This is a genomic window from Megasphaera sp. An286 (genome assembly GCF_002163455.1).
GTDB lineage: Bacteria > Bacillota > Negativicutes > Veillonellales > Megasphaeraceae > Megasphaera > Megasphaera stantonii.
This window is the reverse complement of the sequence record NZ_NFIY01000017.1, coordinates 1-14,958: the sequence shown is the minus strand read 5'-3', so window position 1 is coordinate 14,958 and position 14,958 is coordinate 1. Positions and strand designations below refer to the sequence as shown.

The 14,958-nt window shown below is 52.8% G+C and carries 10 protein-coding genes, 1 tRNA gene and 1 pseudogene; 1 reads left to right on the top strand and 11 read right to left on the bottom strand.

The window, feature by feature from the left end:
• The 4 genes from B5F80_RS08335 to glpK form a co-directional block, all read right to left on the bottom strand.
• A complete protein-coding gene (locus tag B5F80_RS08335) occupies positions 1 to 1,269 on the bottom strand; it encodes an NAD(P)/FAD-dependent oxidoreductase (RefSeq protein WP_087478368.1) in 1,269 nt (422 codons plus the stop codon).
• Positions 1,269 to 2,735: an NAD(P)/FAD-dependent oxidoreductase gene (locus B5F80_RS08330; protein WP_087478367.1), complete on the bottom strand. Its 1,467-nt coding sequence runs from the start codon at positions 2,733 to 2,735 to the stop codon at positions 1,269 to 1,271. The genes B5F80_RS08335 and B5F80_RS08330 overlap by 1 nt, the downstream gene beginning before the upstream one ends.
• Positions 2,736 to 2,958: 223 nt before the next feature.
• Positions 2,959 to 3,684, bottom strand: coding sequence for an MIP/aquaporin family protein (locus tag B5F80_RS08325; protein WP_087478366.1), 726 nt, complete (start codon positions 3,682 to 3,684; stop codon positions 2,959 to 2,961).
• 32 nt (positions 3,685 to 3,716) lie between these two features.
• On the bottom strand, positions 3,717 to 5,219 hold the full coding sequence (gene glpK / locus B5F80_RS08320) for a glycerol kinase GlpK (RefSeq protein WP_087478365.1): 1,503 nt from the start codon (positions 5,217 to 5,219) through the stop codon (positions 3,717 to 3,719).
• 346 nt (positions 5,220 to 5,565) lie between these two features.
• Between glpK and B5F80_RS08315 the strand changes: the two genes are divergently transcribed.
• Positions 5,566 to 6,510, top strand: coding sequence for a sugar-binding transcriptional regulator (locus tag B5F80_RS08315; RefSeq protein ID WP_087478364.1), 945 nt, complete (start codon positions 5,566 to 5,568; stop codon positions 6,508 to 6,510).
• A gap of 71 nt (positions 6,511 to 6,581) precedes the next feature.
• Here the strand turns inward: B5F80_RS08315 and B5F80_RS11430 are convergent.
• The 7 genes and pseudogenes from B5F80_RS11430 to B5F80_RS08275 all read right to left on the bottom strand — a co-directional run bounded on the left by B5F80_RS11430 (position 6,582) and on the right by B5F80_RS08275 (position 14,701).
• A pseudogene (locus tag B5F80_RS11430) lies at positions 6,582 to 6,959 on the bottom strand (HEPN domain-containing protein).
• Positions 6,960 to 6,975: 16 nt separating this feature from the next.
• Positions 6,976 to 7,317: a nucleotidyltransferase domain-containing protein gene (locus B5F80_RS08305; RefSeq protein WP_087478363.1), complete on the bottom strand. Its 342-nt coding sequence runs from the start codon at positions 7,315 to 7,317 to the stop codon at positions 6,976 to 6,978.
• A 129-nt stretch (positions 7,318 to 7,446) separates the two neighbouring features.
• Complete coding sequence (locus B5F80_RS08300; RefSeq protein ID WP_204246375.1) at positions 7,447 to 8,487, bottom strand: alpha/beta hydrolase; 1,041 nt, start codon at positions 8,485 to 8,487, stop codon at positions 7,447 to 7,449.
• A gap of 700 nt (positions 8,488 to 9,187) precedes the next feature.
• Positions 9,188 to 9,271 (bottom strand) — tRNA-Leu (locus B5F80_RS08290).
• Between the two features lie 138 nt (positions 9,272 to 9,409).
• On the bottom strand, positions 9,410 to 9,901 hold the full coding sequence (locus B5F80_RS08285) for a macro domain-containing protein (RefSeq protein WP_087478360.1): 492 nt from the start codon (positions 9,899 to 9,901) through the stop codon (positions 9,410 to 9,412).
• A gap of 1,095 nt (positions 9,902 to 10,996) precedes the next feature.
• The gene (locus B5F80_RS08280; RefSeq protein WP_143747171.1) at positions 10,997 to 11,413 is read right to left on the bottom strand and encodes a hypothetical protein; all 417 of its coding nucleotides are present in this window, start codon (positions 11,411 to 11,413) and stop codon (positions 10,997 to 10,999) included.
• A gap of 6 nt (positions 11,414 to 11,419) precedes the next feature.
• Complete coding sequence (locus tag B5F80_RS08275; RefSeq protein ID WP_087478358.1) at positions 11,420 to 14,701, bottom strand: autotransporter outer membrane beta-barrel domain-containing protein; 3,282 nt, start codon at positions 14,699 to 14,701, stop codon at positions 11,420 to 11,422.
• Positions 14,702 to 14,958: the final 257 nt, after the last annotated feature.

The window sequence follows — 14,958 nt, the reverse complement described above, 5'->3', positions numbered from 1 at the left end:
TTACGCTTCCTCCTTTACGGAAACAGTCCAGTCGGCATGATGGCCTTTCGCTTTGTCAGCCGGCACGTTGACGGCAATCATTTCGCTCGGTTTAGCGACAGGGAGGACTCTGCTCACTAAGACGTCGTCGCCGCTCGTAACCGTCAGGCGGCATTTCTTGAGAGGACGGCGGACGCGCATGAACAAGCGGACCGTTTCGCCTTCGGCTGCGGCGCGGATGTGCTGGGGCACGCAGGTGCGTACTTCGTCGGCCGGTTCGACCTTGACGTCGGCGACTTCGCCTTCCATTTGGCCCAGAGCCTTCAGGGCAGCGAACTTGCCGGCGATTTCTGCTTCTTCCGATACGAAGTCGACGAGGTCGTGAACGTGAACGACGTTGCCGGCGGCAAAGATGCCGGGCATGCTCGTTTCACGGTGCTGGTCGACGATGGGGCCGCTCGTCAGCGGATGCATGGCGAGGCCTAAGCCGCGGGACAATTCGTTTTCCGGAATGAGGCCGACAGACAGGAGCAGCGTGTCGCAGTCGATATCGAATTCCGTACCCGGAATGGGCTGCATATGGTCGTCGACTTTAGCCGCTGTAATGCCCGTCACGCGGTCTTTGCCGTGAATAGCCGTAATCGTATGGGACAGGTACAAGGGAATGTCGTAGTCGTACAAGCACTGTACCATGTTACGGGTCAGGCCGTTGGAGAAGGGGCAGATTTCGAGAACAGCCTGCACCTTGCAGCCTTCGAGGGACATGCGGCGGGCCATGATGAGGCCGATGTCGCCGCTGCCGAGGATGACGATCTTCTTGCCCGGCAGGTAGCCTTCCATGTTGACCATGCGCTGCGCTGCGCCGGCAGTGAATACGCCGGCCGGACGGTAGCCCGGCGTGCGGATGGCGCCGCGGGTACGTTCGCGGCAGCCCATGGTGAGGATGATCGTCTTGCCCTGTACGGTGATGAGGCCGTGTTTCGGACTGACAGCCGTGACGGTTTTATCTTCATGGACGTCGAGAACCATCGTATCGACGAGGATTTCGATTTCCGGTTTATCTTTTACCAGGTCGTAGCAGCGCTGCGCGTAGCCCGGGCCGGTCAGTTCTTCCTTGAAGTGATGCAGGCCGAAGCCGTTGTGGATGCACTGCTGGAGAATGCCGCCCGCTTCGCGGTCGCGTTCGAGGACGAGGATTTTCTTCGCGCCGTTTTCCCAAGCGCTGTATGCGGCCGAAAGACCTGCCGGGCCGCCGCCGACGATGATAATATCATACAGTTGTTCAGCCATTATGCCTTACCTCCGCTCTGAGTTTCTTTATCGTAGAACATATAGGATTTTCTCATTTCCTTGCGAACTTCCGTTACGGGAATGTTCAGTTCGCGAGCCAAAATCTGCGTGACGCGGGGACCGCAGAAGCCGCCTTGGCAGCGGCCCATGCCGGCGCGGGTGCGGCGTTTTACGCCGTCGACAGTACGCGCGCCTACAGGGCGGCGGATAGCGTCGATGATTTCGCCTTCCGTAATCGTTTCGCAGCGGCAGATGACGCGGCCGTATGCGGCGTCCTTCGCGATGAGGGCTTTCTTGTCGTCATCGCTGAGGGTGCGGAAGCAGGGCTGGGCCGGACGGCCTTTCTTGTAGTCTTCCTTCTGCGCCGCGCCCGTTTCGGCGACGATTTCGCCTACGATAGCCTTGGCGATAGCCGGGGCCGACGTCAGGCCCGGAGACTGGATGCCGGCTGCCTGGAAGAGGCCCTTGGTCTTTTCAGACTGGCCGATGATGAAATCGCCCGTGCTGGATACGGCGCGGACGCCGGCAAATTCCGTAATCGCTGCGCCGGCCGGAATGTTCGGTACGAGCTTGCGGGCTTTTTCGAGGATTTCGTTCATGCCCGGAATCGTGACGGCCGTGTCGTCTTTTTCACTGCCGTCCAGGTCGTGGGCGTTCGGGCCTACGAATACGTTGCCGTGAGTCGTCGCGCAGACGAGGATGCCCTTGCCCATTTTCGTCGGCGTCGGGAAAATCGGCGAGTATACGAGGTCTTTCTGCGCCGTCTTGTCAAAGAGGATGTATTCGCCACGGCGCGGCGTGATGGTAAAGGAATCGTCGCCGGCCATACGGCTTACGTCGTCGGCATGGACGCCGGCGGCATTGATGACATATTTCGTTTCAATCGTGCCCTGGTCCGTTTCGACGGCTTTCACTGCGCCGTTTTCTACGGTAATGCCCGTTACCTGGCATTCGCGGAGCACTTCGGCACCGTTGATGACGGCGTTTTCAGCAAAGGCCAAGGCCATGCCGAAGGGCCAGCAGATGCCGGCAGTCGGAGCCCAAAGAGCACCTTTGATATCCTTGCTGACGTTCGGTTCCTTTTCGCGGACCTTGTCGCCGTCCCAGATTTCAAGGCCGGGAACGCCGTTGGCCTGGCCCCGTTCGAGGAGTTCCTGCAGGACGCTCATTTCTTCGTCGTCTACGGCGGCGACGAAGGAGCCTGTCCATTCGATTTCCAAATCCAGTTCGTCCTTCAGCTCATGGTACATGGCGTTGCCTTCTACGTTCATGCGGGCCTTCATGCTGCCAGTGGGAGCATCGAAGCCGGCGTGGAGAATCGCGCTGTTGGCCTTTGTCGTGCCGGCAGCCAGTTCCGGTTCCTGTTCTACCAAGACTGCACGAAGGTTATATTTTGCCAATTCATACAGTATGGCAGCGCCGGTAATACCGCCGCCGATGACGACGACATCTGCTTGTTTTGTCATGTTTACAACCTCTTTCTTTGCGGAATCCAATACAATAGTGTTTACCTGATGGTTTCATTATATCTGTTTGTGAAAATAATTGCAATAGCAATTTTACAAAATTCCATTTTTGCATTGTGCGGAATTTAGCTATGAGAAAATCGCCGTCTGCGCAAGCCCTTCCGATAAAACAGGGACTCCTGTCATCATCAGAAGTCCCTGCGCGTAACCGCTTATAGAATTATTAGAAAATGCTGAGAGCCGAAGCTACGCCGTAGGCTACCAGCGCGCCGATGATTGGAGCGACGACGGGAACCCAGGCATATCCCCAGTCGGAGCCGCCTTTGCCGGCAATGGGCAAAATCGCATGAGCCAGGCGAGGACCGAGGTCTCGGGCCGGGTTGATGGCATACCCCGTCGGACCGCCGAGGCTGAGGCCGATAGCCCAGATCAGGACGCCGACGATGTACGGGCCTACGCCGGGAGGAATCGCGCCGACCTGCTTGGAGAAAATCATCCAGATGACAAATACCAGGAAGAACGTGCCGATGATTTCGCACAGGATGTTGGCCGGGTAGTTGCGGATGGCCGGAGCCGTGCAGAAAATACCCAATTTAGCCGCCTTGTCTTCCGTTTCCGCCCAGTGGGGCAGGTATGCCAGCCAGACGATGGCCGCGCCGGCCATGGCGCCGAGAATCTGGACGACCGACGTCGCCAGGAACTGTTCAAAGGTGTAAATGCCGATCATCGTCTTCGCCAGCGTGACGGCAGGGTTCAAGTCGCCCTGCGGCGCGCCGAGAGTCGTCGCCGTAAATACGCCGAGGGTTACGGCAAAGCCCCATCCGACGGTAATGCAGATCCAGCCGCCGTTCTGGCCTTTCGATTTGGTCAGCGTGTTGCAGGCGCAGACGCCGGCCCCGAACACGATAAGCACCATGGTACCAAAAAATTCACCGATTAAGTTATCCATATACAGACACCCGCTTTCTGAACGCTACGCCATTAGTCTTCGTCGTCGAGCCAGTGCATGGCATGTTTGACAGCCTTGCGCCAGCCTTTGTAATATGCCGCCGATTTGCCGGCGTCCATCGTCGGTTCGAAACGATTCTGGAGCTTCCAGCTATGGCGCAGTTCGTCCTTTGATTCCCATACACCGACAGCCAGACCGGCCAGGTATGCCGCGCCGAGAGCCGTCGTTTCGATGACCTGGGGACGGTCGACAGGCACGCGGAGAATATCGGCCTGGAACTGCATGAGCATGTTGTTGGCGCAGGCGCCGCCGTCTACCTTGAGCGCCGCCAATTTGATGCCCGAATCGGCTTCCATCGCACTGAGGACATCCATCGTCTGATACGCCATGGAGTCAAGCGTTGCCCGGACGATATGGGCTTTCGTCGTGCCGCGGGTAATGCCGATAATCGTGCCGCGGGCGTTCATATCCCAGTACGGCGCGCCGAGGCCGACGAAAGCCGGCACGACGTATACGCCGTCCGAGTCGGGGACGCGTTTGGCTACCCATTCCGAGTCGGGAGCCGTGTCGATGAGGCGCAGGCCGTCGCGGAGCCATTGGATAGCCGAGCCGGCGACGAAAATCGAGCCTTCGAGCGCATATTCTACCTTGCCGTCGAGGCCCCAGGCAATCGTCGTGACGAGGCCGTTTTTCGATGTGATCGGTTCCGTGCCCGTATTCATGAGGAGGAAGCAGCCCGTACCGTAGGTGTTCTTCGCCATGCCCGGATCGAAACAGGTCTGGCCGAAGAGAGCCGCCTGCTGGTCGCCTGCCGCGCCGGCAATCTTGACGGGAGCGCCGAGAATGGCCGGGTCCGTGCAGCCGTACACGTCGCTGGACGGACGGACTTCCGGCAGCATGCTCTTCGGCACGTCGAGATACGAAAGGAGCTGGTCGTCCCATTCGAGGGTCTTGATATTGAACATCAGCGTACGGGACGCATTGGAATAATCCGTTACATGTACCGTGCCGCCGCTGAGCTTCCAGATGAGCCACGAATCAATGGTACCAAAGAGGAGCTCGCCCTTTTCGGCCTTTTCTCTCGCCCCTTCGACAGTATCCAAAATCCATTTGACCTTCGTGCCGGAGAAATAAGCGTCGATGACCAGGCCCGTCTTTTCCTTGAATTCGTCGACCAGGCCCTGTTTGATCAAATCTTCACAAATAGCCGCAGTCTGGCGGGACTGCCAGACGATGGCGTTGTAAATGGGACAGCCCGTCGTCTTATCCCATACGACAGCCGTTTCGCGCTGGTTCGTAATGCCGATAGCCGAAATGTCGGCCGCCGTCAGGCCGCTCTGTTCCAAGGCGCCCTTCATGACTTCCACCATCGTATGGAGGATTTCGTTCGCGTCATGTTCTACCCACCCAGGCTGGGGGAAATACTGGGTAAATTCTTTCTGGCTGACGCTGACGATGCGGGATTCTTCGTCAAAAATAATCGCACGGTTACTCGTCGTCCCCGCATCCAACGCCATAACATACTTCTTCTGCATAATACCAGACTCCTTTCAACACATCTCTTTTCTCTTCTCTTCTTTCAGGTTCAGCATATGGGTTATGCGTTGTCTTAATTATATTAGCATATGAAAATAATTGCAATATTTATTTTACATTTTTTCTTAGTATTGCATATCATATATAACCAGTCAATTCATTATGTCTTTTTCGCATTTTATAAGCAGAGTATGCTATTTATAGAATATTTGTCATTAAAAGATAGCCTCTATTTTAGGTTTATTTTTGACAATACATATCCTTGCTGCCTCATCCTGTGATATAATAAGATAATACAAACAGCTATGAACTACATTGCCATTTTCTCAGATAAGGCGGATTACCATGCAAAACAATAAAAACAAAATAGCCATCAGCGCTGCCAAACTATACTACCAATCGGGATACAGCCAGACCGAAATAGCCAAAGAGCTCAGCCTGTCCCGCCCGTCCGTGTCGCGCATCCTCCAGTACGCGAAGGACATGGGCTTCGTCCGCATCGAAATCTTCGACCCCATCGAAGACCAGAGCCTCCTGGCCAAAAAAATCATTTCCGCCTTCGGCCTCAAGGACGCCTGCATCGCCAACGCGCCCATTGAAGACGAAGAAGACATCAAAAAATATATCGGCCAGGTAGGCGCTGAATACCTCAGCAAAATCGTCCAGGACGGCGACATCATCGGCGTCGGCTGGGGCACGACCATGCACTGCCTGTCCCACGCCCTTCTGCCCCACCCCCTGCGGGGCGCGCAGATCGTCCAGCTCGAAGGGGGGATTACCCTGGCCGCCGGCGAAACCTATGCCAACGAAATTCTCGAACGCTTCGCCAAAAACTACGAAACCATCGCCCAATATCTGCCCCTGCCCGTACTGTTCGATTCCAAAACCGTAAAAGATATGGTCTATAAGGACCGCCACATCAAGCGCGTCCTGGAGCTGGGCCGCAACGTCAACATCGCCTTGTTCAGCGTCGGCACCGTCCGCGACAACGCCCTCTTTTTCCGTCTGGGCTACGCCGACGAAGAAGAAAAGGAATTTCTCAAGACCCACGCCGTCGGCGATATCTGCTCCCGCTTCTTCGACAAGGACGGCAATATTTCCAGCCCCGAGCTGAACAACCGCACCGTCGGCATCGACCTCGACTGCCTGCGGACCAAGGAATACAGTATCCTCCTGTCAGGCGGCGCAGCCAAGGTCGCCAGCATACGCGCAGCCCTAAAAGGCGGCTACGCCAACGTCCTCATTACGGACCAGTTCACGGCTAAACGCCTGCTGCAGGAAGAAACCTAATTCCATATGCTAAAAAAATCGCAGCCCCGGCGAAAGAATGGCTCTCATTCTTCCGCTGGGGCTGCGTCTGTTTATGTACGACCTATGTCTTCCAGATATTGCCGAACGGCCTCTATAAATTCCCTCGCATGAGTTAACTGCTCATGCGCATCGTCTTCGCTGACTAAAAAGAAATCGGCATAATCGCAGTTGTTTCGAATTTGGAAGGCAATACTAATATACTTTGAATACTTTTTTTCAAATATACCCGTTTTAATATATGTTTTCTAAAAATACGAAATAACACCGGCATGCTTTGCATAATCTATTCCATCCAAGGCCAGCACTGCCCGCATAGCTGAAAAAATGGCGTAATACGAGCGATGTATCGCATCTTTATAACACCCGATGCGATACAACATGTCGGCAGCTTTAAGTTTTTCCGAAGCATTCTCCAAGCGATATGCCATAAGGGCGGTTTTCGCGTCAGGCACTGATTTCGACCCCTTCCTTAGCAATGTTGGCATAATACGGCAGCGCACCATCATATGCGGCAAACTCTGCCGCCGGAATCACCGTAGGCGAAATAATAACGTCATATTCTAACTCCAGCTCTGCCGAAATATTCCATATATCTTTTAATTTCCGCTGCAATTCGCCGCGTTCCCCCTCAACGATGGCAACTAAATCAATATCCGAATCCGTTTCAAAATCGCCGCGGGCGTACGAACCATATAAATATATATGGCGCAGCGCCGTTCCGTATGCAGTGCGATAGGCCCGGGCAATTTCCGCAATAATGGCATGTAAAACAGCATCAGAGCACATATAGGTTCCTCCCTTCGCATGGCTTTCTGTATATATTATATATGATTTTTACGCGCTGCAACAGACAGGATATCCGTATAGACAAAAAAGGCTGCCCCTCAGGCAGCCTTTTCCTGTCAGATATGCGATTTATGGGTTCAGCGCTTCGTCCAGTACGCGGACGTATTCGTCGATAGCCCGCTTTGAATAGTCCGTTCCCTTGGCGATGGCCTCGAAGGCGTGATAGGCCCGGGGATAGAGGTGAAATTCCACCGGCACGCCGGCCTGGGCCAGGCGCTGGGCGTAGCGTATCGTATCGTCCCGGAAGGGATCCAGCGTGCTGACGCAGGTATACGTCGGCGGCAGTCCTGACAAATCGTCGGCCCTCGCCGGAGCCATATAGGCCGTCGCCCGATCCGTCCCGACGGCATCGCCGATATAGGCCTTCCATGCAAAGACATTAGACACGTTGTTCCACACCCTCATGTCCATGACTTCACGGCTGGCCGGCGAGGCCATGCGGTCGTCCAGCATGGGGTACAGGGGCATTTGAAAAGCCGGCCGTATTTCGCCTTTGTCACGAGCCATCAAGACCACGGCGGCGCAGAGATTCCCGCCGGCGCTGGCACCGGCAACGGCGATGCGCGTATCGTCGACGCCTAAGGACGCGGCGTTGTCAAAAAACCATTTCAGCCCTGCATAGGTATCGTCGATGGCCGCCGGATAGGGATATTTCGGAGCCAGCCGATAATCGACAGATACGACGACGGCCCCTACCTCCTTGGCAAACCGCAGGCTCTGGGCCTCGTCCTGCTCGGGCACGCCAAACAAGAATCCGCCGCCGTGAATCCAATAAATCCCCGGCAGTTCCGCCTCGGCCTGTACGGGCTTGTACACCCGCAGGCGCAGCTTGTCCGAGCCGTCGCCATTGGGAATATACACGTCGTACACCTGTACAGCCTCGTCCTTCGGCAAATTCGGCGAACCGACTAAGGCTCCGGCCCTCCGGTTAATATCCTCCAGCGCGCCGGGCTGATTGAAATCCAGAGAAGAGCTCTGTTCCAGCGCCGGCCGCAGCTGCGGGTCCACCTGTTCCAAATACGACGACTCCCCGGCAAAGGCCGTCATAGACGACGCGGCAATCACAGCGCAGACGACGGCGCTGCGCAGCATATGTTTCCATGAGTACACGATTTACCTCTCCCTTATATATAGAATATGATGATTTATTTTATCATATCAAATGACGCAGCCTTCTTTCAACATAGTTTGCGCGCTAAGGGTTGTAAAAGCAAAAAAACTGCGCTTCATGAAACCCGTATCTCCCGGTTCCATGAAACACAGTCTTTCCCTAAGCGCTATGCCAATCGAACATACAATCGCTTTCCTTATTGACATACGCCCCTTCGTCCTGTACCATAGGACGCAAGAGGCGTTTGTGCACATCAAACGGCAGGCGGTCAAATCCAGCCCCCGAAACGGGGTGATGCGTATGGATTCTATCAATGCGACCTTAGTATTACTCATCGTGTTGTTTTATCTCATTTCGCACAAACAAAAATAGCCGTCTGCAGCCTACCAATTCTGTTGACGACTATTTCTGTTAACACATAAAGGGGGCTGACCGTTTGTCGGCACAGCGCCTCGTTTTTCATCTCTATCTTAGCATAGCTCTACAGGCTCGTCAAGCTATACGCCAAACGAAGACAATATCAAGTTGTTGCAGGTATGTATTTGACAGAACCATCTTGGCATGTAAATCTGCCTTTACTATTTAATTGTATGGCGGGCGACGCCCCGCTGATTTGCATTTGCAACGTTCTCCTTTTTCCGTTAAAACAAATAATCCGAACTCATCTCCTACTGGAAACAAGTTCGGATTATATCGGTTTGGTGCCGGAGAAGGGACTTGAACCCCCACGGTGTTACCCGCCTGATTTTGAGTCAGGTGCGTCTGCCATTCCGCCACTCCGGCAAGCTGTGTTTGATTCCTTAGCACAAGAGTAATTATATCACAAAAATCCTTTCCGTCAAGTACTTTTTTTACAATCTCAGCAAAAAAGTCTTTGCTGAGATTGTCTTTTCCCTTCACCGCCGCGCAGTACGCCGTATATTATACGTATTCTAATTCGCCGACGCCCTCGCACGACAGCAACACTAAATACACGTCCATCTCATGAACGGCCAAAAAATCTTCGATGGCTTCCTCGCAGACTTGAAGGGCCTCTTCCCGAGGATAGCCGAAGATGCCCGATGAAATCAGCGGAAAGGCAATAGACCGAAGGCCGTAGGATTCGGCAAGGGCCAGCGATTTGGCATAACATTGGTACAGCAATTCCCGTTCACCATGGTCGCCGCCTTCCCACACAGGCCCTACGGTATGAATGACGTACTGCGCCGGCAGATGAAAGGCCGGCGTGATGACAGCGTCGCCCGTCGGGCAATGCCCGATATCCTGACAAGCTTCGGTCAGCTCGGCATATCCGGCTGCCCGGAATATAGCGCCGCATACGCCGCCGCCCATCAACAGCCGCTCATTAGCCGCGTTTACGATGGCATCGGCCTGTACCTTTGTAATGTCTCCGCAAATAATTTTAAACGGCATCGCCCGTTACCTCCTGCATAGATTGTATAGTATTACTATACTAAAGATAGAATCATTCTGCAAGAGAGGCTCCCCATACACAAACATACGAACGCTTTTCTCTTGCCAAAGCACCCGTTTGCCCTGTACCATAAGACACAAGAAGCACTGCATACTTCAAACGGCAGACGGTAATCGTGCCCATCCATCCTGACACAAAACAAACAAAAATAGCCGCCTTCCTTTTCCCCGAGGTTGCGACTATTTTTGTTAGTAACACTATTGGGGGGAACCGTTTGTCGGTGCAGCGCCTCGTTTTTCATCTCTATCTTAGCATAGCTCCATCAGCCCGTCAAGGCGTATACCAATCGAACATACAGACGGTTTTCTCTTGACAAAGCGCCTGCCTGTCCTGTACCATATGACACAAGAGGCGCTGCATACTCCAAACGGCAGGCGGTAATCGGGCCCCGGAATCGGGGTGATGTGTATGGGATTTGACCAGATAAACGTAACGCTGTTACTCCTTATCGTGTTGACCATCCTGACACAGAATAAACAAAAATAGCCGCCCAATCCCCATTGTTGCGACTATTTTTGTGCGTAATATAATTGGGGCGAACCGTTTGTCGGTGCAGCGCCTCGTTTTTCACCTCTATCTTAGCATAGCCCTACAGGCTCGTCAAGGCGTATACCAATCGAACATACGGACGATTTTCCCTTGACAGCACGTCCTGTTATCCTGTACCATAAAAGGCAAGAGATGCTATGCATTCCAAACGGCAGCGCGGTTAAATTATGCCCCTAGAAACGGGGTGTTGCATATGGATATAGCCCAAGTAAACGTAACGTTGTTGCTTTTAATGGTGTTAATCATCGTATTGCAGCACACGCAAAAATAGCCGCCACCCAGAGCTCCAATTCTGATTGCGGCTATTTTGCAATATAGTATTGGGCTAACCGTTTGTCGGCTAGCATCTCTTTTTTCATGTTTATCCTAGCATACCCTCGCCGCCTCGTCAAGGCGCCGATCGCTTCTATATATTACATTATTATATATACAAAAAGAGTCAGAACGCAGTTCGTCTGTTCTGACTCTTTTCTTATCATATCTACCTACGGTGTCCGCTTCCGATGCGCGGAAAACCACTGTATGCGGCAGTCGGCGCTGCAGAAGGCGGTTCGCCGGTCCTTTGCTTCCGTGACGGTCACCGTCCGGCCGCACTGCCGGCAGGAAAAGGTACGCACCACGGCCTGGCACGCGGCGTGCTCCGAGTGCTTCCAATACAGCCGCTCGCAGCGGGGCGAGCAGAATTTTACCCGTTTGTCGGCGCGGTTCGTCACGGAGACGAGCGTCCCGCAGCGCAGGCAGCGGAAGGAGCGCACCGTCTTTCCGCAGGCTCGCTGCGCCGGCGGTGCTTCGTCCCGATGGCGATAGGCGTACCGGCGGCAGAGGTCGCTGCAGTACCGCTGCGTAGACCGATCGGCTGTAAACTCCTTGCCGCACACGGGGCATATCGCTTGCCGTTTCACCAGCAATCAGACCTTCCAGTTCATGCCGACGTTAAACTGATATGTGTCTTCGTTGTCATTGCCGAAGGTCTTTTCCACGTCGAGGAACATGTACGTCCCCTTGCTGAACTGATGGGAGAAACCGAGGCCCACGTCGTACCAGGTGCCTTCGTTTTCGTAGGTCGTATCAAGGCGGCCCGTAGCGTCGAAGGCGCTGATATCCTGATCGCCCAGGAATTCATGAAGCACGTCGGCCTTGACATAGAAGGTATTGTTTTCGCCCATATCTTTGCCGAGGCGGAAGCCGACGCGGCCGATGAGGCTGTCGATAGCGTCCAGTTCGACGCTCGTGCCCTGGCTCGTCGTGTAGTCGGCGTCGGTGACGTGAGCATACTGGAGCTGAACCTGGGGTTCAAAATACCAATCCTTGCCGATGTCCTTCTTGCGGCCATATTCAGCGCTGGCCGAGTAGACGAAGTTGCTGTAGTCGCCGGTAATCTTTTCGCCCAATTCACTGTAGATGTCGAAATCATTGGACAATCTGCCGAATTTCAGGACGTAATCGGAATAATGGCCCTTATTGCCGAGCCACGTATCGTAGAACCATACGCCGCCGCGCCGTACGTCGCCGTCACCGGCTACGTTATGATACTCGGCCGTGCCACGCATGTAGTCGATGGCAAAGCCGCGGCGGTGTTCGCCGTCTTCCCGGTCGTCGACGCGCTTGTCATAGCCCAGTTCCATCATGGTATTCTTGCTGCGGAAGGCATCAGACTTGCCGATGCGGTCGTGGCGGATGCGTACCCACAGGCCTTCGTCGCCGTCGATGTACCGCGCTTCACCCATGCGCTTGTTCAGGCGGTCCATGTAGATGGCGTTGGAATAGTTGACCTTGGACATGTCGATGATGGTCTTGCCGGCATTGGATAATTCCGTCGATTTGACGTCGATAAGCTTAAAGTTCGTCGTATCGCTTAATACCTCACCGTTCATACCCGTATTCGTGCCCATATCTTCCGTTGTATCGGACGAATCCGTCGCCTCTGGCGAATCCACAGCCGCTAAGGTCATGACGCCGTATGCCGCGGCTCCCTGCGGTTCATCCTTAAAGAGATTATCTACCAAAGCATTCCCCGGTTTCGCCGCATCCATCTGGCCGTCGTTGGCCGTGCTGTTATACGCCTTATTTTCCGTGCTGGTAGCATAATCGTCCGTGCCGACTTCGTATTCGACGTTATACACACCGTTGCCATATGTACCGGCGCTGAAGGTAGCATGAGAACCCTTGCCGACCGTTGCAAAGCGCAAACCGTCAAATCCGTTATACATATCTTCTACAGTCACGGCGTTTTTCAAATTGATGAAATACTCGCCGTTTGCTTTTTTCATGTACAGCATATCGCTGACCTTTCTATCGCCGTCGAGCTGCATCGTAAACATGGCGTTGCCCTTCATTTCGCCGATCGTTAAAGCCTGTACCGTTTTATTCAATGCCGAGTCCGTCGCACTGAGGTCAATCTCGACGTGTTCGCTATTTCCCGTATCCACGCTCGTAACCCAGCTCTGGCCCGTAACCGTCCACTTCGAGTCTTCGCCCATCTTCAAGTTCACTTCGCCGCCTTGATAAATCGTGCTGCTGAATGTTGGGTTGAAAAACGTCTCTCCCTCTCCATTCGCCGTGCCGTGACCGCTGTTTTCGACAGAACCGGCATCGCCGTAATCGTCAATGCGGCCGGACAGTGTGCCGCCGTTACCAAGGTCTACCGTCATGATCCCATTATTACCAGCAAGGAGATTACCTGTAATATGCATATTGGCATTCGTCGCGCCGTCTCTCGCCGCAATGGTTACATTACCTGTATAAGCCGAAAGGATATCGCCCTCAATATAGCTGTCTTTATCGTATGTAATGTTGACTTTCGTTTTATCTACATTATCGGGAGAACTAATATCTTCTGGCTTTAAATTGGTTCCCGTGCCAGCAGCGATGGCCACATCCAAATTATTGGGACTGGTTTTATACCGGTTCGTACGAATAACCGTCTTACCAGCAATATTGATCGTCGCGCCGTCGTATGCCCAGACCGTTCTTTCTAACATATCCTTGTCCGTATTATCCGCATAGGACAAGAACATGTTATCCTTACCGGACCAGTCAACCGTTGCGCCATGTTCAGCATATAATGCTGATACAACTTGCTTACCATAAAACTTTTCTTCGTCCTGCAAGCCGCCTGCGCCGCCAATAATTGCCGCCGAGTATACGCCACTTTGGGCTCCTTTTGCATTGCGTATGGTAACGTTCGTACTATTACCTATTGCATATACAGCGCCAAAAAGAGCATTATCGCCATTATTAGCCTTTAAGTTTACCGTTCTCGCATAAGTAGCAGTCCCTTTGCTGTTTTCACTGCCAGCATGAATAGCTAAATCTTTACCATACGTATAGATAATATTATTTTCTTTATAATAAACCCTATCCCCAGCAATAATGGTGTTGTTTTTACCAGTCACATCGACCGTGCCTTCTTCAGCATAGATACCCTGCTGAGCCGACGTAATGGTATTACTCCCCTTTGTATTTAAAGAAACTGTCCCCGAAGTATTATGGATGCCGTTTCCTGTTACATCCATTTTAATACTATTAAAATTTAAAGTCGTAGTACCTGTGCTGTTAGTAATACCATCACCGTACCCTTTGTCAGCTTTATCTGTTTGCAGTCTAATAGAACCGCCGGTCATACTAATCTCGCCTTTATCCGCCGAATTATTAATGGCCGCCTGATTAGAGTTCTTACCGCTTTTATTTGAGGAATGAATATAAAACTGGCTGTCATCGGTGCCGTAAATGTAAACATTGCCTTTTTTATTATCAATACCCTGACCGCCAGCGTTAATGGTTAAGCTTTCGATTTTTCTGTCTTCCGAGCCTATTATAACTGTACTTTTATATCCGCCTTCTGTTGTTGTAAAAATACCATTATCTCCGGCATTGATTTCAATATTATTTGCCAAAATTTGTACTTTAGCATTTTCTATATAGCCGCTTTGAATCGCATTAGAAACTGATTCAACGGTTAACTTATCGCCGAGTACATTTACCGTACCATTATAGCCTATGCCTATATTTCCATGACCATCTTTTCCATCAGCAACAATTTTTAAATCATTTCCTTCTTGGGTCGTATAATTTGCATCAGTCCATAATCCACCTCTTACTTCTTCAGCTGCCCATGCCGCTCCATACATGCCAGTGCTTAACAGTAAGCCCAGAACGACAGCTTTTCCTAAGTTTCGTTTGCCTATCATATGATTTCCTCCTTGCCCATGGCCATACGGCCTCGCCCTCACGATCAACCAGCTCCAGCTTTTTTATCGGACGAATAACCTATACTGCCATGCTATATTTCAATACATGCAATGTATAATAACTAAAAGGGGATATGCATACGAGCCGGTTCCTATCGGCTGTATACACATACTCTTTATCAGTATAACGCATGGCGGGGGGGGGGGGGGGGGGGGGGGGGGGGGGGGGGGGGGGGGGGGGGGGGGGGGGGGGGGGG